The 26,203-nt window shown below is 35.3% G+C and carries 18 protein-coding genes, 3 pseudogenes and 3 other annotated features; of the genes and pseudogenes, 17 read left to right on the forward strand and 4 right to left on the reverse strand.

Annotated features, from left to right (window positions below; all coding sequences use genetic code 11):
- Positions 1-64 precede the first annotated feature (64 nt).
- From DT250_RS05610 to DT250_RS05620, 3 genes are all read left to right on the forward strand, one after another.
- A complete protein-coding gene (locus DT250_RS05610) occupies positions 65-1,669 on the forward strand; it encodes an ATP-dependent acyl-CoA ligase (RefSeq protein ID WP_088063788.1) in 1,605 nt (534 codons plus the stop codon).
- 44 nt (positions 1,670-1,713) lie between these two features.
- Positions 1,714-2,505 (forward strand): enoyl-CoA hydratase, encoded by a 792-nt coding sequence (locus DT250_RS05615; protein ID WP_088063787.1) that lies wholly within the window; start codon positions 1,714-1,716, stop codon positions 2,503-2,505.
- Between the two features lie 121 nt (positions 2,506-2,626).
- Positions 2,627-4,063 carry a GntP family permease gene (locus DT250_RS05620; protein ID WP_088063786.1) on the forward strand — a complete coding sequence of 479 codons (1,437 nt, stop codon included), beginning with the start codon at positions 2,627-2,629 and terminating at the stop codon, positions 4,061-4,063.
- A gap of 139 nt (positions 4,064-4,202) precedes the next feature.
- On the opposite strand, the gene DT250_RS05625 is transcribed toward DT250_RS05620, so the two are convergent.
- Together DT250_RS05625 and DT250_RS05630 are read right to left on the reverse strand one after the other, a co-directional pair.
- A complete protein-coding gene (locus DT250_RS05625) occupies positions 4,203-4,703 on the reverse strand; it encodes a GNAT family N-acetyltransferase (protein ID WP_370513117.1) in 501 nt (166 codons plus the stop codon).
- 23 nt (positions 4,704-4,726) lie between these two features.
- Complete coding sequence (locus DT250_RS05630; protein ID WP_060487169.1) at positions 4,727-5,107, reverse strand: VOC family protein; 381 nt, start codon at positions 5,105-5,107, stop codon at positions 4,727-4,729.
- A gap of 179 nt (positions 5,108-5,286) precedes the next feature.
- Between DT250_RS05630 and DT250_RS05635 the strand changes: the two genes are divergently transcribed.
- On the forward strand, positions 5,287-5,778 hold the full coding sequence (locus DT250_RS05635) for a nitroreductase (protein ID WP_075307578.1): 492 nt from the start codon (positions 5,287-5,289) through the stop codon (positions 5,776-5,778).
- Positions 5,779-6,112: 334 nt separating this feature from the next.
- Positions 6,113-7,462, forward strand: a pseudogene (gene entB, locus DT250_RS05640) (cell wall-binding protein EntB).
- Positions 7,463-7,512: 50 nt separating this feature from the next.
- Here entB and DT250_RS05645 read toward each other — a convergent pair.
- The gene (locus tag DT250_RS05645; protein ID WP_088122419.1) at positions 7,513-8,031 is read right to left on the reverse strand and encodes a kinase; all 519 of its coding nucleotides are present in this window, start codon (positions 8,029-8,031) and stop codon (positions 7,513-7,515) included.
- A 100-nt stretch (positions 8,032-8,131) separates the two neighbouring features.
- Between DT250_RS05645 and DT250_RS05650 the strand changes: the two are divergent.
- The 3 genes and pseudogenes from DT250_RS05650 to DT250_RS32175 all read left to right on the forward strand — a co-directional run bounded on the left by DT250_RS05650 (position 8,132) and on the right by DT250_RS32175 (position 9,530).
- Positions 8,132-8,437, forward strand: a pseudogene (locus DT250_RS05650) (YfzA family protein).
- A gap of 13 nt (positions 8,438-8,450) precedes the next feature.
- Positions 8,451-8,984, forward strand: a pseudogene (locus tag DT250_RS32170) (GNAT family N-acetyltransferase); the annotation flags it as partial.
- 15 nt (positions 8,985-8,999) lie between these two features.
- A complete protein-coding gene (locus tag DT250_RS32175; RefSeq protein WP_033662720.1) occupies positions 9,000-9,530 on the forward strand; it encodes a cysteine hydrolase family protein in 531 nt (176 codons plus the stop codon).
- Between the two features lie 119 nt (positions 9,531-9,649).
- Here the strand turns inward: DT250_RS32175 and DT250_RS05660 are convergent, their stop codons facing one another.
- Positions 9,650-10,087 (reverse strand): YndM family protein, encoded by a 438-nt coding sequence (locus DT250_RS05660; protein ID WP_060487163.1) that lies wholly within the window; start codon positions 10,085-10,087, stop codon positions 9,650-9,652.
- 181 nt (positions 10,088-10,268) lie between these two features.
- On the opposite strand from DT250_RS05660, the gene DT250_RS05665 reads away from it, so the two are divergent.
- From DT250_RS05665 to DT250_RS05705, 9 genes are all read left to right on the forward strand, one after another.
- Positions 10,269-13,748, forward strand: a complete 3,480-nt coding sequence (locus DT250_RS05665; RefSeq protein WP_255450038.1) for a DUF4020 domain-containing protein — start codon at positions 10,269-10,271, stop codon at positions 13,746-13,748.
- Between the two features lie 107 nt (positions 13,749-13,855).
- Positions 13,856-14,092 (forward strand) — a binding site (T-box leader).
- A gap of 54 nt (positions 14,093-14,146) precedes the next feature.
- Positions 14,147-14,382: a binding site (T-box leader), on the forward strand.
- A 194-nt stretch (positions 14,383-14,576) separates the two neighbouring features.
- The gene (locus tag DT250_RS05670) at positions 14,577-15,653 is read left to right on the forward strand and encodes a bifunctional 3-deoxy-7-phosphoheptulonate synthase/chorismate mutase (protein WP_001273578.1); all 1,077 of its coding nucleotides are present in this window, start codon (positions 14,577-14,579) and stop codon (positions 15,651-15,653) included.
- Between the two features lie 9 nt (positions 15,654-15,662).
- Positions 15,663-15,882: a binding site (T-box leader), on the forward strand.
- 53 nt (positions 15,883-15,935) lie between these two features.
- The gene (gene aroC / locus DT250_RS05675; protein WP_061673330.1) at positions 15,936-17,108 is read left to right on the forward strand and encodes a chorismate synthase; all 1,173 of its coding nucleotides are present in this window, start codon (positions 15,936-15,938) and stop codon (positions 17,106-17,108) included.
- 18 nt (positions 17,109-17,126) lie between these two features.
- Positions 17,127-18,227, forward strand: a complete 1,101-nt coding sequence (gene hisC, locus DT250_RS05680) for a histidinol-phosphate transaminase (RefSeq protein WP_149212754.1) — start codon at positions 17,127-17,129, stop codon at positions 18,225-18,227.
- On the forward strand, positions 18,220-19,320 hold the full coding sequence (tyrA, locus tag DT250_RS05685) for a prephenate dehydrogenase (protein WP_001228146.1): 1,101 nt from the start codon (positions 18,220-18,222) through the stop codon (positions 19,318-19,320). The genes hisC and tyrA overlap by 8 nt, the downstream gene beginning before the upstream one ends.
- A 16-nt stretch (positions 19,321-19,336) precedes the next feature.
- Positions 19,337-20,626 (forward strand): 3-phosphoshikimate 1-carboxyvinyltransferase, encoded by a 1,290-nt coding sequence (gene aroA / locus DT250_RS05690; protein WP_149212755.1) that lies wholly within the window; start codon positions 19,337-19,339, stop codon positions 20,624-20,626.
- 135 nt (positions 20,627-20,761) lie between these two features.
- Positions 20,762-21,922 (forward strand): GNAT family N-acetyltransferase, encoded by a 1,161-nt coding sequence (locus DT250_RS05695; RefSeq protein WP_149212756.1) that lies wholly within the window; start codon positions 20,762-20,764, stop codon positions 21,920-21,922.
- 287 nt (positions 21,923-22,209) lie between these two features.
- The gene (locus DT250_RS05700; protein WP_149212757.1) at positions 22,210-22,776 is read left to right on the forward strand and encodes a TetR/AcrR family transcriptional regulator; all 567 of its coding nucleotides are present in this window, start codon (positions 22,210-22,212) and stop codon (positions 22,774-22,776) included.
- Between the two features lie 202 nt (positions 22,777-22,978).
- Positions 22,979-26,095, forward strand: coding sequence for an MMPL family transporter (locus tag DT250_RS05705; RefSeq protein ID WP_149212758.1), 3,117 nt, complete (start codon positions 22,979-22,981; stop codon positions 26,093-26,095).
- Positions 26,096-26,203 lie beyond the last annotated feature (108 nt).

Below are 26,203 nucleotides of genomic sequence, written 5' to 3' on the forward strand. Positions count from 1 at the left end.
ATTTTTGGCATGTTTCTTGCTATATAAATAAAAAAAGATTTTAGTAGGAAGGGGATGGAATTAAATGCTAGAAAATCATAGCTTACCGCATTTTATTATGCAAAGTATCGAAAAAACACCAAGTAAAGTATATTTACAATTTGAAGAACAAAGGGTTACATATGAGGAACTTTATCATCGAATTACAAGAGCTATAGCGGGGTTTTGTGAGCTCGGTATTCAAAAAGGAGACAAAGTTTGTATTATGCTTCATAACACTCCTGAATATCTGGATGTATGGTTTGCTTTATCTTTTATGGGAGCAATTGCGGTGCCTCTGAATGTGCATTTAAAAGGAGAAGGCTTGCAGTATATTATATCTCACTCTGATTGTAAGTTAATTATCGTTGATAAGGAATTTGTTCCTCAAATTGCCTCTTGTTTGTCATTTATACATAGGGACATTCAAATTGTTGCTTACGGAAAAAATGAAAGCGTAGTCATTGCAGGTGATGGCAAAGAGTGGTTAGTAATCGAATTGAAAGATGTACTAAATACAAATAATCATCACCTTCCAACTGCATTTGTTTCCTCCACTTCTATTAACAGTATCCTCTATACCTCTGGGACGACTGGTTTACCTAAAGGGGTTATGTTAAGTCATTCTGCTTATGTAAATTCTGCGCAGTCATTTGCCAACTATATGGTTGGCGCAAGTTCAAAAGATGTCTTATTTACAGCGCTTCCGTTATTTCATATAAACGCCCAGGCCCATACAGTACTTGGATCCATTTCTTCCAATGCTACGATTGCTCTAGGTAAGCGGTTTAGTGCTTCTAGATTTTGGTATGAAATTCGCAGTCATGGCGCAACCATTTTTAATTCTTTAGGATCTATGATTCCTATTCTCTGTAAGCAGCCGGAAAAGGAAGATGATAATGAAAATTTAGTAAGGGTGACAGCTTGTGCTGCTACGCCTAAGGAATTTTGGAAGCCGTTTGAGGAGAGGTTTGGCGTTCGGATTGTAGAAGGTTACGGATTAACGGAAACAACGGGTTTTTGTGTAACGAATCCATTGTATGCCAATAAGCCACCTTCTATAGGAAAACCATATTCTTACGTAGAGACGAAGATTGTTAATGAGGATGGAAATGAAGCACGGACTGGTGAAATTGGAGAGATTTTTATTCGTTCCTTACAGAGACAAGCATTCATGGAAGGTTATTATAAAATGTTTGATAAAACAGAGGAGGCAATGAAGGAGGGATGGTTCCATACAGGAGATCGAGGTTATCTAGATGAGGAGGGTTACTTATATTTTTGTGATCGAATTAAACAGTGTATCCGAAGACGTGGTGAAAATATCTCCTCTTGGGAAATCGAAAAAGTTGTGAATAATCACCCGAAAGTACTTGAATCGGCGGCCATCGGTGTCCCATCAGAAGTGGGAGAGGAGGATGTTAAATTATATGTGATTGTAAAGAAAGATGAAACGATGTCCCATGAAGAGATTATAGATTGGTGTCAAGAACGTATGGCTTATTTTATGGTACCTCGATATGTTCAGTTCAGTGAAACCTTCCCAAAAACAGCGACGGAACGGATCCAAAAGTTCAAGCTGAAGGAGGAAGGGATTGGTAGCGCTTGGGATCGCGAACAGGCCGGTTATGTAATTAAAAGAACGAGTTGATGTGCTGATTTTACTTTATTACATATTAGAAAGAAGGGATTGAATTGGAAAATAAGCGGGTTGTTACATGGTCCAAAGAAAATGGAGTCGCAACGATTATCATTGATAATCCTCCTGTGAATGTACTGAGCAGTGTTGTGATAGATCAACTGACGGTAGTAGTCGGTGAAATAGAACAGGATGATGAAGTAATTGTTGTACTTCTAACTGGAGCTGGAGAAAAGGCTTTCGTTGCAGGAGGAGACATTAAGTCGTTTCCGGAATGGATTGGAAAAGGGAGTGAATATGCAGAGGGAAAATCAATGTGGCTTCAGAATCCGTTAAATAAAATAGAAAGATTGCCCAAGCCTGTAATTGCTGCTATTAACGGATTAGCGCTTGGGGGCGGGTGTGAATTAGCTTTATCATGTGATTTACGGATTATAGAAGAACACGCCCAAATCGGGCTTCCAGAAGTGAAGTTAGGTTTGTTTCCAGGTGCAGGAGGAACGCAACGTTTACCGCGATTAATTGGAACTGCAAGTGCGAAAGAAATGATGTTTACTGGTGAACCACTCACTGCCGAAGTAGCTTGGCGAGTTGGTTTGGTGAATCATGTTGTTCCGCGTGGCGAATCGCTGAATAAGGCGAAGGAACTAGCTGTGAAGATGGCTCGGTTTTCTCTTCCTGCTTTATCCTTGATGAAGCAATCTATCAATAAGGGATTATCTGCTTCTCTTGAGGAAGGATTAAAAATAGAAGCTGAGAATTTCGGACATGTGTTTCAAACAAGTGATGTAAGAGAGGGAGTGGAGGCCTTTATAGAAAAGAGGGCACCAATCTTTCATCATAAATAAAAAGCTATAACTATAATATGCAAAAAAGTAATGCCTGCCTCCGGCAGGCATTACCAAAATATATACAAACAGAAAAGGATACAAAGTTAAAAAATCCATATTATTGAGGGGGATTGGGGTTATGGATTTATTGATTGTATTGTTAGCGCTTGGCTTGCTTATTTTTGTTGCTTACCGAGGATTCTCAGTCATTTTATTCGCTCCGTTATGTGCGTTGCTCGCTGTGTTTTTAACAGAACCGGCAAATGTTTTACCATTCTTTTCTAATGTTTTTATGGCGAAGATGGTCGGATTTATAAAATTATATTTTCCTGTCTTTTTGCTTGGAGCGATATTTGGTAAAGTGGTAGAAATCACTGGAATAGCAGAAAAAATCGCGAAAATTATTATCCGCTTTATAGGCGTGAAAAGAGCAATTCTTTCCATCGTATTAATGGGAGCGATTCTTACATACAGTGGTGTCAGTTTATTTGTCGCAGTATTTGCGATTTATCCATTTGCAGCGCAATTATTTCGTGAGGCGGATATTCCGAAACGTCTCATTCCTGCAACAATCGCATTCAGCGCATTTACGTTTTCGATGGATTCACTTCCTGGATCGCCTCAAATTCAAAATGTTATTCCAACTACGTTCTTTAAAACAGATATTTATGCCGCTCCTACATTAGGAATTATAGGAGCACTGTTTATCTTCATATGTGGTATGTTGTATTTGGAAAGATGTAGGAAGAAGGCTGCTGCTAAGGGGGAGGGGTACTTCGGAAAAGGCGATGCTACTTCTGAGATGGCTGCTACAACTAGCGCGCAATTGGTGCAAAATCCGATTGCTTCGGGCGATGTAATTCCAATTAGTTACTGGATAGCATTTCTTCCGCTTGTACTGGTTGGAGTGATGAATAAAGTCTTTACAGCATTCATTCCTGTTTGGTATACAAAGGGATTTGATTTTGCATCCATAGGTTTGAAGGAGTACGGAACAATTGATATGGGACAAGTTGTGGGGATTTGGTCAGTGGAAATGGCACTTCTTATCGGAATATTATCTGCTATATTATTAAACTTCCAAGCGGTAAAAGATCATTTTCAATCAATTACAAGCGTTGGTGTGAGTGGTTCAATCTTAGCAGCTATGAACACTGCAGCCGAGTATGGATTTGGTGCCGTTATAGCAGCTTTACCTGGATTTGTCATGATTCAAAACTATTTAACGGGGACTTTCTCAAATCCATTAATTAGCGGAGCGGTCATGACGAATATATTATGCGGGCTGACGGGATCAGGCTCGGGTGGAATGAGTATTACATTAGGTTTAATGGCTGAAAAATATATTGAAGCGGCAGCGAACTTTGATATTCCGTTAGATGTGCTGCATCGTGTAATTGCAATGGCGGCAGGAGGGATGGATACTTTACCTCATAACGGAGCAGTTATAACTTTACTTGCGGTTACAGGATTAACGCACCGGGAAGCTTATAAAGAGATATTTGGTATTACGATAATTAAGACCCTTGCCGTATTCTTCGTTGTTGGAGTGTATATGATGTTTTCTATTGTATAATAGGTAACTTGATCGTCAGTTAAAAAGAATGTATCTATCAATTAATTATGAATAATAGTAATCAGAAAAAGCCGTCATTCCATGAAATGATGGCTAAGAGAAAAAGGCAATACTACTAGTAGTATTGCCTTTTATTTAGTTAAATATATATACTCAAAACCTCCCTAGGCAATCCATCAATCTCACAAACTTTTTCAGAGGTAAAACCGACGTTTATTAAAATTTTGCGAGAGGGGATATTATTTGGATCAATAATTGCTTTTAGTACCTTTATATCTGTCTGCTTCGCTATATTCATTAGTTCCTTTGCAATCCTACTACTATACCTTTTTCCCCAGTGCTCTGGCAAAAGCATATAACCAATTTCAGCCTCTTTAACATTATCCTCGTTTACCGTAACATGTCCAAGATTGATATACTCATTTGTAATAGAATCATATACTTTATAAGAGCCGAATAGTTGATGATTTTCATTGCGCTTTACCAGCCTTGTAAAGTCATTTTTCGCTTCATCTAACGGAATAGCGCGTTCGGTAATTTGCGCCATTACTTCTTTATTGAATACGAGTTGGAAATATAAATTAAAATCTGTTTCTTCAAATTTAGCTTTTGTATAATATTCCTCCAAACTAATTTTCATTTGTTCTTCAGAAAAAAGATAAATTAAATCGTAATTTCAATTTGATTACCTTCAGGATCGCTTATCACACTTTCGTAATAGCCATCTCCAGTGAAACGTGGTCCATTTAATAAAGGATAACCATCATTTTTTAATGTTGTAGTTAATTCATTTACACGTTCTTCACTACCGACAGAGAAAGCCATATGAGCATAGCCAGTTATGTTGGGGTTCGGCTCTTTTTCTATACCTTTTTTACGCATAATTTCAAGTCTTGCACCAGATTCGAACGTAATAAAATAAGATTCAAATTGTTTTGCTTTATTATGATATAAAGAGTTCGCTTTACCATTAAAGTACTTTGTATAAAAAGAACGCATTAATTCTAAATCATTTACCCATATTGCAATATGTTCTATTTTCATAGTTTTCACCAATCCTTACTTAACTAATTTGGCTTTCACTTTATAAAAATTGTTTTTGCATTGCAAGAATTTTGATTGGGTGTTAAAGGTGTTATTAATTTTTGGTTATTTGTGAGCATACAATATGTAATTAAGTAAAGGAGAAGCATAGTAATTAAAGAAAAAGGTGAATGAAGCATATGAATCCATTTGAGCAAATGATGTACGTTGGTGTCATTATGTCTATTGTACTATCTGTAATGATTTTAGGATCTTTATATTATAATCCTCGTCTTTCGTTAACTGAATATCCGAAAGATATTCAAAAGGTAGTTTTTCCAAAATCGATTCATGAAAAAAAGCAAACAATCTACTTTAATATTGCATATAATGCTATTCTTTTCGGTACGCCTGTCGTTTCTACATATATACTACATAAACATGAAAAATTATTATATGTTGATGCCTATTTACATACTTTTGGTATTTTAATGATTTTCAATTTAGTAGATTTGTTTATAATTGATTGGCTAATCTTTTGCTGGATTACCCCAAGATTTGTTGTTATTCCTAGTACAGAAGGCATGAAGGGATATAAAGATTATAAGTTTCATTTAAGAGGGGCTATAGTCGGCACAAAATTTTTAGCAATCGTAAGTTTGTTTTTGGCAGGAATTGTGACAACTATTTAGTATGAAGAGTTTATAGAAGATAGTGAGATTTATCCCGCGTTAACGGACAGTAAAACTCCCACCTCAAAATTCAGTTGGAGCAAAGAAGTTAGGTGGGAGATCAACTGTCCGTAAACGTCCGATTGGTTCAACTAACAATCATTGGGGGATGAACAAAACCCCCAATGATTAAAGTTTCACTTTATAATATATAGAATTAAAAATGAGAATTTGATAGTATTGGAGTAAGGAGTTTTAATAGCAGTATATTAAGTCGTATTAATATACTGTTACAAATGCTTTCCTAATTTTATGGAAGTATTTGATAGAATTCAAAAAAATAATGGAGGCTAATATGAAAAAAATAATTGGCGCAGCAACAGCAACTGTTTTTGGATTGGGAGCATTTACTACAACTGCTACCGCAGAAACAATCGTAACAGCAGATGTACTCAACGTACGTGAAAAACCGACTACTGAATCAAAAGTTGTCAAAAAAGTAAAAGAAGGAGAAAAGTTAAAGGTTATACATACGGAAGAAGGATGGTCCAAAATTGATTTAAATGGTAAAGAAGTGTTTGTAAGTGCGGAGTTTACAAAAGATGTGTATTATGTAACAGCGAATTTGTTAAATGTCCGTTCTGATGCAAGTACAGAATCAGAAATACTTGGCAGACTAAAAACAAATGATGTAATTGAATCAACGCATCAAGTAAAAGACGGTTGGTTACAATTTGAGTATAAAGGAAAAACAGCTTATGTTAATGTTTCTTTCCTATCAAGTACAGCACCAGTTGAAAAAACAGCTAAAGAGAAAACGAAGCAAGTAGCGAAAGTATACAAAACAGCTAAAGCTAAGGATGAAGTTAAAGCACAAAAGATAGCAAAGCCTAAGGAAGAAGCGAAAGTACAAAAAGTAACAAAGCCTAAGGAAGAAGTGAAAGTACAAGAAGTAGTAAAGCCGAAGTGAAAATACAAGAAGTAGTAAAGCCTAAGGAAGAAGTGAAAGTACAAGAAGTAGTAAAGCCAAAAGAAGAAGTGAAAGTACAAGAAAGAAAAGCCAAAAGAAGAAGTGAAAGTACAAGAAGTAGTAAAGCCAAAAGAAGAAGTGAAAGTACAAGAAGTAGTAAAGCCAAAAGAAGAAGTGAAAGTACAAGAAGTAGTAAAGCCTAAGGAAGAAACGAAAGTACAAGAAATAGTAAAGCCTAAAGAAGACGTGAAAACCCAAGAAGAAGCAAAAGCTAAGGAAGAGGCCGAAGCAAGGGAAATAGCAAAGGCTAAAGAAGAAGAGAAAGCAAGGGAAATAGCAAAGGCTAAAGAAGAAGAGAAAGCAAGAGAAATAGCAAAGGCTAAGGAAGAAGCAAAAGCAAGAGAAGAGTCTAAAAATAACATACAGTCTGCTAAACGTGAATTAACGGTAGTTGCGACAGCATATACTGCTGATCCAAGTGAAAATGGTACATATGGTGGACGTGTTTTAACTGCGATGGGGCATGATTTAACGGCTAATCCGAATATGAGAATTATCGCAGTAGATCCGAAAGTAATCCCATTAGGATCTAAAGTATGGGTAGAAGGTTATGGCGAAGCAATTGCTGGTGATACTGGAAGTGCTATTAAAGGAAATCGTATTGATGTTTTAATGGGCTCAAAAAGTAAAGCTATGAATTGGGGAAGACAAACTGTTAAAGTTAAAATTCTTTAATAAATAAAGTTATCTAGATAGAAGTCAGTTCTCTTTATTGAGACTGGCTTTTATTTTTGTATCGCAACATCAGTAAGAATCGCATTAAATATATCTTTTTGCGTGAATGTATCTGTAAAAATAGTTTCTCGAGCAACTTCAATTGTATCGTGCGGATTATACCATTTTTGTAGGGAACCCTCACCAAATTCATATCGTTTGTCCCTTGTGTTATGTCGTCGAATCGTTTCTTTTAATGATAAATCAAAGTAATATGTATATGCCTTTCCTTCAAAAAAATGTATTAACTCTTTTAGCATTTCACCGTATCTACGACTGTTTAAAATACCTTCTAAAATAACAAACTCACACTTTCCTTTTCCGTACTTCGTAATTTCAAATAGTAGATCATGAGATAAGTTCCCCATCGTATCATGTACGCTAAGCATATCTCTACGTACAACATCCTGCGATACTAAAAGTGTACCTTGTCCGAAATGTTCTTGTAGTTGCTTTGCGATTGTTGTTTTACCACTTGCGGAGTTTCCTCTAAGAATGATTAAAGTTGATTTAAGTATAGAATTAGACATAATGTATTCCTCCAACACGAATGATTATATAGAAAATTTTAACAAATGAAGTAAAGAAAGTGTATACTCAATATGATGGATATTTAAAGGAGGGGGCTAGATGGAAGATACATTAAAGAATACACACCCTATATAGAAACGGACATGGTTTCGTTATTTAGGGGCATTTATAATTGTTCAATTACTATTTATTATGTTTGAGAGTACAGGATGTGCACCAAACTTTAAACCTAGTGGGAAAATTTCAAATAGAATTTTACATTCCCAATTTTTCACGGAATGGTTCACTCCATATGAAATCCCTCATTTTAATGTGTTTACAGCTCTTTTTGCGATTACATTGTTACCATACGCACTAATAGGTGTAATGAAAGATTTCACAACAAGAAAAAATATAAATAATTAAAAAGAGGTATTATATGCTATTTCAAAAAGATAATATATCGATTAGATACGTAAAAGAAGAGGATGCACCAATCATTTCAAAATGGCTAACAGACCCAGAAGTCTTGCGGTATTACGAAGGACGCGATAATCCGCAATCTGTAGAAATGGTACTGAATCATTTTATACATAATCCAAATAGTCATGAAAAAAGATGTTTAATAGAGTTTGATGCTGTTCCAATTGGTTACATACAAATGTACCCAATTGATTCTGAGTGGAAAACATTATATGGCTATGAAGAATCACAAAATGTATGGGGAATGGATCAATTTATCGGAGAGCCGACTTATTGGGGAAAAGGAATTGGAACGAAACTCGTTCAGGCTGCAATTACATATATTATGGAGAACACGAGAGCAGAAGCAATCGCAATGGATCCGAAAGTAAATAATGAACGTGCGATAAAATGTTATGAAAAATGCGGCTTTAAAAAAGTGAAGATATTAAAGGAACATGAGCTGCATGAGGGGAAATTAGAAGATTGTTGGATGATAGAATACAAACAAAGGGAGCTGCGCGAAATGAAAAAAGCTTTATTAGTAATTGATGTGCAAGCAGGTATGTATACAGCGGGAATGCCAGTACATAACGGGGAAAAGTTTTTAGAAATATTGCAAGAGCTTATTGGGGAATGTCGTTCTAATGATATTCCAGTTATTTATGTACAACATAACGGACCAAAAGATCATCCGTTAGAAAAAGGTACAGAGGGCTGGAAAGTGCATGAGGCGATTGCTCCGCAAAAAGGGGATCGTATCGTTGAAAAGACGACGCCAGATTCTTTCCATAAGACAAACTTAAACGAAGTATTACAAGAAAAAGGCATTGAACACGTTATTATTTCAGGAATGCAAACAGAGTACTGTGTGGATACGACAACGCGAAGAGCGTTTAGTGAAGGTTATAAAGTAACGTTAGTGAGTGATGCACATAGTACGTTTCATACAGACGTGTTACGTGCGGAAGACATTGTAAAGCATCATAATGTAGTGTTTGGAGCGTTTGCTAATGTTGTTGCGTTAAAAGATTTGAAAGTGACTGCCTCTAAATAAGAGGCAGTTTTTTATTATAAGATATATTAAAAAAATTGTTCGTATAATTTCACATACCATAATGAAAATACACAAAAGGAGCACCACATAATTAAAAGAGGCGCTCCTGCATCAAAATGTTACTTCTTCTTATCTTTATCCAACACATTCTGCTCTTCAGCAAATTCCGTACCATATGCAAAGCGGCGATTAATATGAATGTTATCATTGTTGTGCCTTGTGTGTGAGTGAGAGAAGCGATGAACGATTACTTCAGATAATGTAAAGACAGTAGCGGAAAGGAAACTCCCCCATGCAATTTGCATGTAATTGTCTAATAAAATATTACCGAAAATCCATACGCTTAAATACGTTAGTAAGAAATCCGACATAATGGCACCGGTATTACCTATTCGGTTTAATATGATTTTATCGACGAACATATAGGAAACGATTGTAACAAAGAGACTAAATGAAATAATTTGGACGAACGTTGCAGGGAAAAATAAAGCGAGTCCAATACTAAATGCGATAATGCACGATATAAATTTGATAAGTACTACAGTAAAACCATTCAATATTTACACCTCCGATTTATACATAGTTTTACAATAAATTTAGGAGTTCATACATTGTAACGAATATATTTACATAAAACTTTTTCATGTTCGTTTTTTTGTCTAAATATTAAAAAAACAAAGAAAAAATGTTATAGTAAAATGAGAGTATATGACATTTTTAGGTAAGGGGGAATCCATGATGTGGATTACTTCAGAAGTAGAAATTCCAGAGGAGTTAATTGATCATCTTGAACAAGGAAAGTTAGTACTATTTGTTGGAGCGGGAGTTTCTATGAAAGGGAAATCAAACTTACCGAATTTTGATGATCTAGTTGATGAGATTGCGAAAACGTTATATGTAGAAACGCGTGAAATAACAGAACCTCATGATTATTATCTTGGTAAAATTGCGAAAACAAAAGATATACATCAAGTTGCAAGAGATTTAGTTCATATTGAAAAATCAAAGCCGAATCCGCTTCATTATGCGATTCCGAGGTTGTTTCCTTTAGATACGGAAGTCCGCATTGTCACGACAAATTTTGATCGGCATTTTACAACTGCGATGAAAGAAATGAATAGAGAATTAAACGTATATTACGCACCTGCGTTACCTACAGGTAGAGCGTTTAAAGGACTCGCTTACATACATGGCAATATAGAACAAGAGAAAGAAGCTTTAATTTTAACAGATGGTGATTTTGGAAGGGCTTACTTGACCGAAGGCTGGGCAAGAAGGTTTTTAGTTGATTTATTCTCGAATTATACTGTTTTATTCGTTGGATATAGCCATAATGACCCAGTAATGAAATATTTGGCTACTGGTTTACCGCCAAGTACAAGGCGTTATGCATTTGTTGCACAAGGGGAAAATACGTACCATTGGGAGCATTTAGGAATACGGCCGATTGTATACCCGAATAAAGGTAATAATCATCAATCTCTTGTTAAAGCAGTGAAGCGATGGGCAGAATTAATGGGAGATAATTATATTACAAAACGAATGCGAATTCGTGACATAGTAACAGTTCCACCGTCAGTAGAGCAGGAACAATTATCATACATAAAACAATCCATAAAAAAAATTGAAACAGTCCGCTACTTTGTTGAATTTGCTCATGATTATGAATGGGTGGAATGGCTTGAAGCAGAAGGGAAATTACAAAATTTATTTTTAGTTACATCAAACGATAATGAGGTAGATGAATTACTTGCAGAATGGTTGGTGGAACAATTTCTTTTTAGTCATCAAAAAGAATTATTTCAATTAATTTTTAAAAATCATTCTAAAATATCTCCGTTATTATGGAGAACAATTTGTAGCTACTTATACGAAACGAAAATTAAAATGGACCCGTTGTTGTTTGCAAGATGGACACTTCTTTTATTAGAAACAGCTGAAAAAGATAGTAAATCTATTGAAAAAATTTCTTGCTTACTGCAAAAATGTTCTTTTCCTGAGCATAAAGAAATTGCTTTATTATTACTAACGTTTATTTTGGACGGAAAACTGAAATTGAAGCGGGAAAGAAAATGGGGAAATGATACGCAAGAATCAATAGAACTTGAGGAATCGAGTCGTTTACCAGTGTCTACATTTTCTTATGTGGAGCAAATTTGGAATGAGAAGATGAAACCTCATATTTCCTATTACGCCGTACCAATTATGATGATGGGAATAGAGAAGATGCGAATGTTATCACTACGACAAACGGCACTGAAAAAAAAGGATAAGGAAAATGTTGAAAAAGAGTTTCAGCAAAATGATCTTGCATTTTTAATTCAAATTGTAAAAGAGTGTTTAGCTTATTTGTGTGAAAATAATGAAAAAAAAGCAAATTATTATATTACAGAAATGATAGAAGCAAACAGCATGCTTCAGAACCGAATTGCAATTGATGCGATGAATAAAAATAGATTCGTTAGCGCTGATGCCAAAATGAAATGGTTGTTACAGGAAGGACTTTTTTTAGATATCACGTATAAACACGAAGTTTTTCAACTTATAAAAAATCATTTCGCACTCTCTTTGGAAAAAACAAAGGAAGAGGTTATTCAAATTGTATTGAAGGACCTTGCAGAGGAGAGAGCATTTGATGCTTGTTTAGTTTTAGATTTATTATTCACTTGTGATTCGAATAGTCCATCTACAGCAAAAGGTTATGAGTTAATGAAGAAAAAACATCCTCACTTTCATTCTGATCGATATAGTGTACAAAAGAAAGAGACGGCAGATCAAAGTATTACTTGTAATGTAACTGCTGATGGATTATTGCAGTTGAAAGACGATGAAATTATGAAGCAAGTTCGTCAATTTTCTCAAGATGGTGTTTTTGAACAACGCCATTTTTTAGAGATGTTATCGAAAGCATGTAAGTTGAATACAGAATGGAGTATTTCATTTGCCTATCAATTAGTTGGTATGCACGAAATAAGTAATGAAGTATGGTTTGTTTGTATTAGAGAGTGGCGAAATAATCGAGGATTGACAAATGAACAAATCCAAAAAGTAATTCCGCTATTACAGAAATTTGTTAGAAATACTTCTTTTCATTGGTTAATTAGTAGCTTTCTATATGAAATTAGTAATCGATTAGAAGAGTTAGAGGAAAATAGTATACGCAGTGTGAAACGTTTTGCTTTTTCGGTATTCCCTCAAGTAATGAAAAGTGATACAGATTTTAAGCTTGGAAAACAAGACTTTTACAATGAATCGATCCAACATCCTGTTGGGAAAATGACAGCTGTATTATTAAAACTGTTATCATATGATCATTTATACGATCGTAATGTATATGAATATTTATTTTTATTTGAAGAACAAGTAAGAGTTAGTAAAGTACGGACAAATTTTATGTTAGCTCGTTTAGTAGCAGATGTTACATTTCTTTATCATATTGAGAAGCAATGGTGCCGAAAATATTTGTTGCCATGCTTAGATTTAAAGAAAGAAAATGAGATTACGAAATATGCATGGGCAGGCTTATGTTACACGCAAATCAATTTACCTTTATTTACAGAAATGAAACGATTTATTAAGTATGCAGTAGAACATTTGGAAGTATTACATCCGCATACGAGGGAAGCTTTCTTGAAATGGCTCAGTTTTGTATTTATTAAATGTGTACTGTATTGGGAGCAAAAAACAGATTGGTTATACCCGTTACTTATACAAGAAAATGAAGAAAATAAAATTAAATTTATGCAGTTTTTATGCTATTACGTCAAAACGTTAAGTGCAAAAGAACAACAAAAATTTTGGGCATCTTGGCTCAGTGTATTTTTGCGAGAGCGACCGAAAATGGGTGAAATCACAGCTAGAGAATATGTAATGCTTTTGCGTATTATTTTATTTATGGATGAAATAGTAGAAAGAGGATTATCTATAATAAAAACATTTTCAGGTTTGGTTGGAAAAGGGAATCAAACGGAGTTAAAACAGTTGTTTAATGAAATACTTGAAAAGACAGAGAGTATAAAAATGTATAAAGAATTGTATGCAAATGTATTTTTCACTTTACTACAAACGCTTCAAGAAGCCGATTTACTTGAAACTGAAATCATTCAAATAAAAGAAATATTAATCCAGTATGGAGTAGAAAAATATGTATTAAATGCAATAGATAATGAGATAATTCGCATCGGAATTGTTATGGAGAATTTACAAGAAGAAATGTAGGGCGGAAGTGGAATTTTAAAAAAAATATAAAAAGTTGTTGACAGTGTTTTGAAAAGCGTTCTATAATACGAATCATACTTATTCAATTTCAAAAACATTTGAATAAACAAAGTGCAATGAAGAGATCACAGTAGTGGTTAGTCTTACTGTAACAGAGAGCTGGTGGTTGGTGTGAACCAGTACAGGGATAATCATGAATTACAGTCTTGGAGCATCTTTTTCGTAGTAAAGATAGTATTGTCTTTATGAAGAAAAAGCGGTCAATTGATCGTTAACAGTGAAGAGAGGTAGACGGAAAGTTAGTCTACAACTAGGGTGGTACCGCGATAAATATCGTCCCTACTGATTTATTCAGTAGGGACTTTTTGTATTTTAGTGGTCTAACTTGAAAATTAAATATATATGCGTTGAAAGGAAAAGCAGTAGTTGTTGTTTCCCTGTAACAGAGAGCTGGTGGTTGGTGCGAACCAGTACAAAAACAAGAGCGAATTACAGTCCTAGAGCATCTTTTTCGTAGTAAAGATAGTATTGTCTTTATGAAGGGAAAGACGGTCAGATGATCGTTAACAATGAAGAGAGGTAGACGAAATAAGTCTACAACTAGGGTGGTACCGCGATAAATATCGTCCCTACTGATTGAATCAGTAGGGATTTTTTGTACAAAAAAGTGGGTTTTGATTGAGTTGATAGTGTCCTTATAGTAAGTATTCGTTTAAAATAAGAAGAGGTATCGATTCCACTTAAATTTTGTATAATTTATCAGTTCAGAAAATAGAGAATTTTTCATTCTCTTACTATACTTTTAAAACATTAGAGGAGGATTTCCAAATGGCAAATCATGAATTAGATCAATTACGTAAACAGGTAGATGAAATTAACTTACAACTATTACACCTTTTAAACAAACGTGGTGAAATCGTTCAAAAAATTGGGGAGCAAAAGCAAGTACAAGGTACGAAACGTTTTGATCCAGTACGTGAGCGTGAAGTACTTGATATGATCGCAGAGCATAACGAAGGACCATTCGAAACGTCAACAGTTCAACACATTTTCAAAACAATCTTCAAAGCTAGCTTAGAATTACAAGAAGATGATAACCGTAAAGCATTACTAGTATCACGTAAAAAGAAACAAGAAAATACAATCGTTAATGTAAAAGGTGAATTGATTGGAAACGGAACACAAACGTTCATCATGGGACCTTGTGCGGTAGAAAGCTTAGAGCAAGTTCGCCAAGTAGGGCAAGCGATGAAAGACCAAGGTCTAAAATTAATGCGCGGTGGTGCTTTCAAACCAAGAACATCTCCATACGATTTCCAAGGTTTAGGAGTAGAAGGATTACAAATTTTACGCCAAGTAGCAGATGAGTTCGACTTAGCGATCATTAGTGAAATCTTAAATCCGAACGATGTTGAAATGGCGCTAGACTACGTTGATGTAATTCAAGTCGGTGCACGTAACATGCAAAACTTCGATTTATTACGAGCTGTAGGTAAAGTTAACAAGCCAGTATTATTAAAACGTGGATTAGCAGCAACAATTGATGAGTTCATTAACGCAGCTGAGTACATCATTGCACAAGGTAACGACCAAATTATTCTATGTGAGCGTGGTATCCGCACATACGAAAGAGCGACACGTAACACATTAGACATTTCAGCAGTACCGATTTTAAAGAAAGAAACACATTTACCAGTAATCGTTGATGTAACGCATTCAACTGGACGCAGAGATTTATTATTACCAACAGCGAAAGCAGCACTTGCAATTGGCGCAGATGCAGTAATGGCTGAAGTACACCCAGACCCAGCGGTTGCATTATCAGATTCTGCACAACAAATGGATATTCCAGAATTCCATAGATTCATGGATGAGTTAAAAGGTTTCAAAAATAAATTATCTTAATTCCATATCATATATGCGCTGAAGAGGAAACAGTAGTACTTATCTCACTGTTAAAGAGAGCTGATGGTCGGTGTGAATCAGTACAAAGATAAGTATGAATTACAGCCTTGGAGCATCTTTTCCGCCAACTTTTGGAGGGAAAGACGGTCAAACGATCGTTACAGAAGAAGAGAGGTAGACGATAGTTGTCTACAACTAGGGTGGTACCGCGATAAACATCGTCCCTACTGAGCGCTCAGTAGGGACTTTTTTGTACAAAAAAATAGTAAAGGGGCAAGAGAAATGAGATACATTACAGCTGGAGAATCACATGGACCGCAGTTAACAGTTATTTTAGAAGGCGTACCAGCAGGTTTAACATTAACATCGGAACATATTAATAAAGAATTACTAAGAAGACAAAAAGGGCACGGACGCGGAAGACGCATGCAAATAGAAACTGATACAGTTGAAATTGTAAGTGGTGTTCGTCATGGGATGACACTTGGCTCACCAATAACGTTAATCGTTAAAAATGATGATTTCAAACATTGGACGAAAGTAATGGGTGCAGAGCCAATTTCGGAAAAAGAAAGTAAAGATATGAAACGTACAATTACAAAACCACGTCCAGGACATGCAGATTTAAACGGTGCAATTAAATATGGACATCGTGATATAAGAAACGTATTAGAGCGCTCATCTGCAAGAGAAACGACAGTTCGTGTAGCTGCTGGTGCAGTTGCGAAACAAATTTTGAAAGAATTAGGCGTAGAAATTGCAGGGCATGTTCTTGAAATTGGTGGGGTACAAGCGAAACGAATTTCAAACTTACCAATAGAAGAAATTCAAACGATTACTGAAAATTCACCAGTTCGATGTTTAGATAAAGAAGTAGAACAAGAGATGATGGATGCGATAGATAACGCTAAAAGTAGTGGGGATTCAATCGGCGGTATTGTTGAAGTCATTGCAGAAGGTATGCCAATTGGTGTTGGTAGTTACGTTCATTACGATCGTAAATTAGATGCAAAACTTGCTGGTGCAATTATGAGTATTAATGCATTTAAAGGTGCTGAAATTGGCGTTGGTTTTGAAGCAGCAAGACAGCCAGGAAGTAAAGTACACGATGAAATATTATGGGATGAAGAAAATGGATACACGAGAAAAACGAATAATGCCGGCGGTTTAGAAGGCGGTATGACAACAGGAATGCCAATTGTCGTAAGAGGTGTTATGAAGCCAATACCTACATTATACAAACCGTTAGCAAGCGTTGATATTGATACGAAAGAAGCATTCCAAGCGAGTATTGAAAGATCTGATAGTTGTGCAGTACCAGCAGCAGGTGTAGTAGCTGAATCTGTTATAGCATGGGAACTTGCACATGCACTAGTCGAACAATTCGGAAAAGATCGTATGGATTTAATTCAGCAAAACATTACGCAACATAATAAATACGCAAAAGAATTTTAATAAAAAGGTGGTTTTAACATGCAAGTAAAAGATCAACTATCATCATTACAACCATATAAACCAGGTAAATCACCTGAACAAATGAAAGAAGTGTACGGAGATCATTCATTTGTGAAATTAGCATCAAATGAAAATCCATTCGGCTGCTCACCACGTGTTTTAGATGATTTGCAAAAATCGCGTTTGGAACATGCTTTATATCCTGACGGAGGTGCTATAGCGCTTCGTCAGACAATTGCAAATAAGTTACATGTTCAAATGGAACAAATACTTTGCGGTAGTGGTTTAGATGAAGTCATTCAAATAATAAGCCGTGCAGTACTTAGAGCAGGAGATAACATCGTAACGGCTGGTGCAACATTCCCGCAGTACCGTCATCATGCAATTATTGAAGGTTGTGAAGTGAAAGAAATCCCTTTAAATAACGGTGTATACGATTTAGACGAAATTTCGTCAGCAATAAATAATAATACGAAAATCGTATGGATTTGTAATCCGAACAACCCGACAGGCACATATGTGAATGATCGAAAATTGACTCAATTTATTGAAGGTATTAGTGAAAATACGTTAATTGTCATTGATGAAGCGTACTATGAATACGTAACAGCAAAGGATTTCCCAGAGACATTACCGCTTTTAGAAAAACATAAAAACATTCTTGTACTTAGAACATTTTCTAAAGCGTACGGATTAGCTTCTTTCCGCGTTGGATATGCAATTGGACAGGAAGAGCTAATCGAGAAATTAAATGTCGTACGTTTGCCATTTAACGTATCTTCATTAGCGCAAAAAGCAGCGACGATTGCTTTTGGTGATGACGAGTTTATTGAGGAAATAGTTCGTGTGAATACAGAGGGATTACAACAATACGAAAGCTTTTGTAAGGAAAATGAAATTCCGTTTTATCCATCGCAAACAAATTTCATCTTCTTGCCAGTTGAGAATGCTGGGGAGATTTATGAAGCTTGTGCACACGCAGGATTTATTATTCGTCCGTTCCCAAATGGTGTCCGTATTACAGTCGGAACAAGGGAGCAAAATGAAGGAGTGATTTCAGTGTTAAAACAACACTTTGAAAATAAAAAAAGAAAGTCTCGAGATGAGGAAAATGCGTAAAAAGGTAGTTTTAATTGGAACTGGTTTAATCGGAGGCTCTCTCGCATTAGCAATTAAGAAAGAGCACGATGTAACGATAACAGGTTATGATATATTTCAAGAACAAGTAGAGCGTGCAAAAGAATTACATGTAGTAGATGAAGTAGCAGTAGATTTACAGCATGCATGTGAAGAGGCGCATTTAATTGTGTTTGCTTCTCCAGTTGAAGAAACGAAGAAGTTATTACACAAATTAGCGTCATTTCATTTACGAGAAGATGTTATTGTAACAGATGTTGGTAGTACAAAAGGGACGATCATGAATGAAGCGGAAGCTTTATTTTCAAAGGAAGTTTCTTTTATTGGTGGACATCCGATGGCAGGTTCTCATAAAACGGGAGTTGAAAGTGCAAAAGCACATTTATTTGAAAATGCATTTTATATTTTAACGCCGATGAATCATGTGCCAAATGAACATGTGGAAGAACTGAAGCGTTGGTTACAAGGAACAGGGTCTCATTTTCTCGTTCTAAATACGGAGGAACATGATTATGTAACAGGGATCGTTAGTCATTTTCCGCATCTTATCGCAGCTGGATTAGTAAAGCAAGTGGAGAAACATGCAGGAGATAATCCGCTCATTCATCAATTAGCTGCCGGAGGGTTTAAAGACATTACACGTATCGCATCTAGTAGCCCAAAAATGTGGAGTGATATTGTTAAGCAAAATCGCGAGCATTTAATGGTATTATTAAAAGAGTGGATCTCTGAAATGGAAGATTTATATGATACAGTTTCTACCGGAGATGCAGGCGAGATTCAAAACTATTTTGCAGACGCGAAAGAATACCGTGACTCTTTACCAGTACGAAAGAGAGGGGCAATTCCTGCCTATCACGACTTATACGTCGATGTTTTAGATAAAGTAGGGGCATTGGCTCATATTACGAGTATTTTGGCACGTGAAGAAATTAGTATTACGAACTTGCAAATATTAGAAGCACGTGAAGGGTTGCTTGGGGTATTACGTATTAGCTTCCAAAGAGAAGAAGATCGTATGAAAGCAAAGCTAGCGCTTAGAGAAGAAAAATACCAAACTTATGAAACAATTTAAATGAGAAGGTGAAAACATGAAGGAAAGAACAATAGAACCTGTTAATAACGGATTAAATGGTATTATTACAATTCCAGGAGATAAATCCATTTCACACCGCGCTGTCATGTTCGGCGCGATTGCAGAAGGAAAAACAACAATTAAAGGTTTCTTGCCCGGTGCAGACTGTTTAAGTACAATTTCTTGCTTTAAAGAAATGGGAGTAGAAATCGTGCAAAATGGTGATGAAGTCACTGTAGTTGGTAAAGGATTAGAAGGCTTACAAGAACCGAAAGCAGTATTAGATGTTGGTAATTCTGGTACAACAATACGTTTAATGTCAGGAATTTTGGCAAATACACCATTTTTCTCTTGCGTACAAGGTGATGCATCTATCGCAAAAAGACCGATGAAACGTGTTACAAATCCATTAAAACAAATGGGTGCAAACATTGATGGCCGCGAAGAAGGGACGTTTACACCGTTAACAATACGTGGTGGAGATTTAAAAGCAATTGAATACACTTCACCTGTAGCAAGTGCGCAAGTAAAGTCAGCTATTTTACTTGCAGGTCTTCGTGCAGAAGGTGTAACAGCTGTTACAGAACCACATATTTCGCGTGATCATACGGAAAGAATGCTTGAAGCATTTGGTGTTAACGTAACTCGCGAGGGAAAAACAGTGAAACTTGCAGGTGGACAGAAGTTAACAGCGACAGACGTTCAAGTACCAGGTGACGTATCATCAGCAGCATTTTTCTTAGTAGCAGGTGCAATTATTCCAAATAGTAAACTAGTATTACAAAATGTAGGAATGAACCCAACTCGTACAGGTATTATTGATGTTTTAGAGAAAATGGGTGCTACTTTTATTGTAGAGCCAATTAACGAAGGAGCATCAGAACCAGCTGCAAATATTACAATTGAAACATCTTCATTAAAAGGAATCGAAATTGGCGGAGATATTATCCCAAGATTAATCGATGAAATTCCTGTTATCGCCTTAGCGGCAACGCAAGCAGAAGGAATTACAGTAATTAAAGATGCGCACGAATTAAAAGTAAAAGAAACGAACCGTATTGATACAGTCGTTGCGGAGTTAACGAAACTAGGAGCGCACATAGAAGCAACTGATGACGGGATGATTATTTACGGGAAATCAGCACTAAAAGGCAATACAGTAAATAGTTACGGTGATCACCGCATCGGAATGATGCTTGCAATTGCCAGCTGTCTAGCAGAAGGAAAAACAACAATTGAAGACGCAGAAGCAGTAGGCGTATCATATCCTACATTCTTCGAAGAACTTCAAAAGTTAGCCAAATAAAGTAATAAAAAGCAGATACGGGATGTATCTGCTTTTTATATTGGATTCGTGTCGTTAAGTCCATATAATTTCATTCACCGCACTGGAATATTGAGAATTATGGTACAATTCAAACAAGGAATGGAGGAGAAATATATGAACGTTATACGATTAAAAGAAGATATATTTAGAGAAGCATTACGCTTATCGGAATACGCTTTTCAATATAAAGTTGATGAGGAACGATTGCAACAACAACTTACAAAGATGAAAGAAAGTCATGAAATATACGGTATTATGGAAGGGAAAGATTTAGCAGCAAAACTGCATCTTATTCCGTTTCATATATACATAGGCAAAGAAAAATTTAAAATGGGAGGCGTTGCAGGGGTAGCGACGTATCCAGAGTATAGAAGAAGCGGGTATGTAAAAGAATTGCTTCAACACTCACTTCAAACCATGAAACATGAAGGATATACAGTATCAATGCTACATCCATTTGCTGTTTCATTTTACCGTAAATACGGCTGGGAACTTTGTGCGAATCTCTTTGTATGTCATATGACAAAGAGTGATTTAGTTATGAAAAAACAAGTAAATGGTACTGTAAAACGTTTCAATAAAGAAAATCACCCAGAAGAGGTCGAAAAGATTTATGAAACATTTGCAGAACGTTTTTCCGGTATGCTAGTTCGCGATGAAAAATGGTGGTTACAAGCTGTTTATGATGATTTAACATTAGCGGTTTATTACGATAAAAATAAAACGGCAGCTGGCTACATGCTATATAAAATAGAAAACTATAAAATGACAGTAGAAGAATTTGTTCCACTGCATAATGAAGCGCGAAATGGTCTGTGGAACTTTATTTGTCAGCATGATTCTATGATTAAAGAATTTGAAATGACAGTAAGTGAAAATGAACCGTTATTATATACACTAAAAGAGCCACGCGTGAAAGCAGAAATAAAACCATATTTTATGGGCAGAATTGTAGATGTGGAGCAGTTCTTAAAACAATATGAGTTGAATTGGAACAATGCACAGCAAGAAGTGATTTTACATATTATAGATTCATTTGCACCGTGGAATAACGTTACAGTGAGGCTTGCAAATCATGAAATAACAATTATAGAAGAAGAAATAAAGGATAAAGGAATTAGGCTAGATATAAATGCATTATCTACTATAATGTTTGGATACAAACGTCCGTTAGAACTTAATGAACTAGAATTAATTAGAGGAAGTGAAGAGGAAATACGAGCGTTTGAGAATATAGTTCCGGTACGTAAAGCATTTATTTATGATTTCTTTTAAAAAATAGGGCTGTCCAAAATCAAATTTTGGGACAGCTTTCTCTTTGGTTGTCGGTTTTTGTCGGTAAGTCGATATATTTTGAAAAACGCTGATATAATTGGAGATGCGCCGATATATCCTGAGAATCGCTGATATAATTAGATTTGCGCTGATATATTCTAATAATCGTTGATATAATTTTTTCACTAAAACGCAACCATACTTTGTCACGCACTTGACTTTTATTCCCTGTAATTTATAATTAAAAACGGAATGAATTTTCATTCCTGGAAATAGAGGTGGAAAAAATGGCTAAAAACAAACAAGAGGATATTTTTGATGCTGCGATGCAACTTTTCGCAGATCGTGGTTACGATGGTACGACAATTCCAATGATCGCTGAAAAGGCAAAAGTCGGTGCGGGTACTATTTATCGCTATTTTGAAAATAAAGAGGCACTTGTTAACTCATTATTTTCAAAAAGTATGTTAGAGCTTTCTGAAATGATAAAAACGGATTTTCCTGTTGAAGCAAATATTCGTGAACAGTTTAGTCATACGTACAACCGTTTATTTGAATTTGCGCGAAACAATGTGGATGCTTTTTTATTTACAAATTCTCACTGTGATAGTTATTTTCTTGATGAACAGAGTAAGAAAATATTTGATGATTTTATAGGCTTCTTTATGAAGATTATTGAAGATGGAATCGCAAAAGGTTTTCTTCGTCCGTTGCCTCCAGTTGCTTTAATTATTATTGTATATCAACCGCTAGAAAAACTAACGAAGGTAATTGCAACGGGGCAATTAGAATACTCAAAAGAATTAGTAAAAGAATTGGAAGAAAGTTCTTGGAACGCTATTAGAATCATTTGATTCTATAGCTTATAAGTATAGGAATGAATATTCATTCCTGAATATATTTAAAACATGTGAGTAGGAGAGGATATTTGTGTAACAATAGGAATGAACATTCATTCCGGAAAAGTCAGTTTAATAGGATTTAAAAAATAATATAATAGAATGATAGGAATGAATATTCATTCCTTTTAAATTTTCAAAACGGGAGATGATTAAAATGAGTAAGCTGAAAAATTGGAGAAGTTTATCTTTTCTATTATGGATAGTTATTACTATTACAATGATCGTAACGATGCCTAATATGGATAAATTAGTGAAAGAAAAAGGGCACATTACGATTCCTAATACAGAACAAAGTAGTATTGCTGACAAGATGATAAAAGAGATGGATAAAGACGGGACTGAAAAGTATGAAATTATAGCTGTTTTTAATAGTGGAAGTAAAACACCTTTAACAACTGAGCAAAAAGAGGAGATAATAAAAACAATCAATGCTTTACAAAATGAAAAAGTGAAATTAGGAATTAAGGAAGTTGTTTCACATTTAGATAATAAAGATTTGGAAAAACAATTGATATCTAAAGACAATACGACCATTATAACGCAAATCTCTGTAGATAAAAAAAATGGTGAAATATCAAAAGTTGCAAATGGGCTTCATAAAAAAGTGCAAACGAAAGGGGTAAAAACGTACTTAACAGGAAGTGATTTAATAGCGGGTGATTTTCTTACTTCCTCTCAAGAGGGAGTGAAGAAGACAGAAGTTATTTCTATCATTTTCATTCTAGTTGTATTAATCATTGTATTTCGTTCACCAATTGTTCCGATTGTTTCCCTTCTTACTGTTGGTGTATCATATTTAGTTTCAATGGGGATTATTGCCCATTTAGTAGATCAATTTAATTTTCCGTTTTCTAACTTTACACAAGTGTTTGTAGTTGTTGTCCTGTTTGGAGTTGGAACAGACTATAACATTTTATTATATACAAGATTTAAAGAAGAATTAAGTAAACAAGAAAATGCATTTTTGGCTACGAAAGAAACGTTTAAATCAGCAGGGAAAACCGTTTTATATAGCGGGATAGCAGTACTAATCGGTTTTGCATCTCTTGCTTTAGCAAGTTTTAAATTATATCAATCTACTTCAGCAGTAGCAATTGGTGTCGCAGTATTATTACTCGTATTAACTACGTTAAATCCATTTTTCATGGTGCTTTTAGGAAAAGGAATGTTTTATCCAGTTAAAACATTTAAAGGTCATGAGGATAGTCGATTATGGGGATTTCTTGCGAAAAACTCAGTAGCAAGACCATTTGTCGCTTTAATCATTGTATTTGTGATATCGATTCCTTTCGTAATGAAATACTCTAACACACTAAATTACAATGATTTATTTGAAGTAGATAATAAATATGAGTCGAAAATGGGGATTAACGTAATAGAAGAGCATTTTCCACCAGGTTTTTCTTCACCAAGTACGTTAGTCATTCAATCAGATAACAAGTTAGATGAGGCGAGTTCGCTTCAAACTTTAGACGAACTAACTGATAAGATTTTGAAAGTGAAAGGTGTTTCAGAAGTATATTCACCGACGCGTCCAACCGGTGAAAGGATAAAAGAACTATATATAAATAAACAAGCGGGAGAACTAAATACAGGATTAGGAGATGCCAATGGTGGTATAAAGGAAATTAATGATGGATTAACTACTGCGAAAGATAAAATGGGTAGTAAAGATTCAAATAGTCTTGCAAACGTTCAAAAATTAATTGATGGAACAACGGAAGCGAAAAATGGTGTAACAGCATTAGGAACAGCTTTAGATCAACTTTCAAATGGCATAAATGACGGAGCACAAGGTGCGCAGCAAATTGAGAGTGGGTTAACTTCAGTAAATGAAAATATTAGTGTATTATCTAATGCAACTTCACAACTTCATGCTGGTTATTCGCAGTTAGAAAAAGGTTTAAGTTCTTACGATCAATACTTCGGAAGTATTTCTCAAGCGATTGATGGTGCGAAAAAAGGCTATGAACAAATTGAAATGTTAATGACGAATTTCATTCAAACGAAACCAGAATTAGCAAATGATCCGAACATACTGCAAACGATAGGGATCGCTAAAGAGGCTCAAAAGCAATTAGGTGAGCTTTCAAATGAATTAAATAAATTAGCAACGCAACATAAAGCGGCAATGGGTTCATTTAAAGAAGCGAATCAAGCGTTATCGAAAGTGGATAACGGCTTAAAAGGCATGAGCGATGGAGTTACTAAGTTACAAAAAGGAGCAGCTGATCTTAAAAATGGATTAAATGAAGGTGCTACAGGTTCAAAACAAATTGCGAACAAGTCATCTGAGTTACAAACCGGATTAACAAAAATAAACGACGGGCAAGGTCAGCTATTAACCGGGCTGAAAGACTTGCAAGAACAGATGGGGCAATTACAATCAGGATTATCTAAAAGTACAGAAGGGCTTGAAAAGGTAAGTAACGGCCTAGGAGATGCTCAAAAATATTTAGGGGAACTAAATGAATCAAAAAGCTCTGAGAAATTTTATATCCCAAAAGAAGTGTTAGAGGGAGAAGATTTCCAAAAAGCATTGAATACGTACATGTCACATGATAGAAAGACTGCCAAAATGACAATCATTTTAGACGTAAATCCATATTCAAAAGAAGCGATGCCAATCATTGAAGAAATTAATAAAACGATAGACGGTACGTTAAATGGTACAGAATTAAAATCGACGAAAAAAGCAATCGGCGGCACAACAGCTAGAAACGTTGATTTAAAAGAAGTAACAGGCCAAGATTTCTTACGTACAGCTACAATTATGTTAATTGGAATTGCGATTGTATTAATCATTATTACACGGTCATTTTTAAATACAATCTTTATTATTGGATCTTTAATATTAGCTTATTTTGCATCACTTGGCATAAGTGAACAAATTAGTACACACGTATTAAACGTAGAGTCATTAAGCTGGAATGTGCCATTCTTTAGTTTTATTATGATTGTCGCTTTAGGTGTGGATTATAGCATTTTCGTAATGATGCGATACAATGAGTTAGAAGGGGATCCCGCAACGAAAATTGTAAATGCATCTGGTCACATAGGAGGAGTTGTATTATCGGCGGCACTTATTTTAGGCGGTACATTTGCTGCATTAATCCCTTCAGGTGTATTGACGCTTATACAAGTAGCATCTGTTGTTGGTGTTGCACTGTTACTACTAGCTATCATTGTGATGCCAATATTACTACCTGCTTTAATAGGATTAACGAGTAAAATGAAGAATTATACGAAGAAATTAAGTAAAAGAAAATAAGAAGAATCCCCTTTTAAAAGGGGATTCTTCTTATTTAATAAACTTTTCCATCACGTCTTTATATTTTGCAAACTTTTCATCTTTCATTTCGCCATTTATTTGTATAGG

Origin of the sequence: Bacillus sp. AR2-1 (assembly GCF_008368755.1) — a bacterium.
GTDB classification, from domain to species: domain Bacteria; phylum Bacillota; class Bacilli; order Bacillales; family Bacillaceae_G; genus Bacillus_A; species Bacillus_A wiedmannii.

What these genes read in the sequence shown, in the direction of transcription:
- aroC (WP_061673330.1), top strand. Translation starts at nt 15,936, where the DNA reads ATGAGATACATTACAGCTGGAGAATCACATGGACCGCAGTTAACAGTT.
- DT250_RS05705 (WP_149212758.1), top strand. Translation starts at nt 22,979, where the DNA reads ATGAGTAAGCTGAAAAATTGGAGAAGTTTATCTTTTCTATTATGGATA.
- DT250_RS05695 (WP_149212756.1), top strand. Translation starts at nt 20,762, where the DNA reads ATGAACGTTATACGATTAAAAGAAGATATATTTAGAGAAGCATTACGC.
- DT250_RS32175 (WP_033662720.1), top strand. Translation starts at nt 9,000, where the DNA reads ATGAAAAAAGCTTTATTAGTAATTGATGTGCAAGCAGGTATGTATACA.
- DT250_RS05645 (WP_088122419.1), bottom strand. Translation starts at nt 8,031, where the DNA reads ATGTCTAATTCTATACTTAAATCAACTTTAATCATTCTTAGAGGAAAC.
- tyrA (WP_001228146.1), top strand. Translation starts at nt 18,220, where the DNA reads ATGCGTAAAAAGGTAGTTTTAATTGGAACTGGTTTAATCGGAGGCTCT.
- DT250_RS05630 (WP_060487169.1), bottom strand. Translation starts at nt 5,107, where the DNA reads ATGAAAATAGAACATATTGCAATATGGGTAAATGATTTAGAATTAATG.
- DT250_RS05670 (WP_001273578.1), top strand. Translation starts at nt 14,577, where the DNA reads ATGGCAAATCATGAATTAGATCAATTACGTAAACAGGTAGATGAAATT.
- DT250_RS05700 (WP_149212757.1), top strand. Translation starts at nt 22,210, where the DNA reads ATGGCTAAAAACAAACAAGAGGATATTTTTGATGCTGCGATGCAACTT.
- DT250_RS05665 (WP_255450038.1), top strand. Translation starts at nt 10,269, where the DNA reads ATGTGGATTACTTCAGAAGTAGAAATTCCAGAGGAGTTAATTGATCAT.
- DT250_RS05625 (WP_370513117.1), bottom strand. Translation starts at nt 4,703, where the DNA reads ATGAAAATTAGTTTGGAGGAATATTATACAAAAGCTAAATTTGAAGAA.
- DT250_RS05635 (WP_075307578.1), top strand. Translation starts at nt 5,287, where the DNA reads ATGAATCCATTTGAGCAAATGATGTACGTTGGTGTCATTATGTCTATT.
- aroA (WP_149212755.1), top strand. Translation starts at nt 19,337, where the DNA reads ATGAAGGAAAGAACAATAGAACCTGTTAATAACGGATTAAATGGTATT.
- DT250_RS05610 (WP_088063788.1), top strand. Translation starts at nt 65, where the DNA reads ATGCTAGAAAATCATAGCTTACCGCATTTTATTATGCAAAGTATCGAA.
- DT250_RS05620 (WP_088063786.1), top strand. Translation starts at nt 2,627, where the DNA reads ATGGATTTATTGATTGTATTGTTAGCGCTTGGCTTGCTTATTTTTGTT.
- hisC (WP_149212754.1), top strand. Translation starts at nt 17,127, where the DNA reads ATGCAAGTAAAAGATCAACTATCATCATTACAACCATATAAACCAGGT.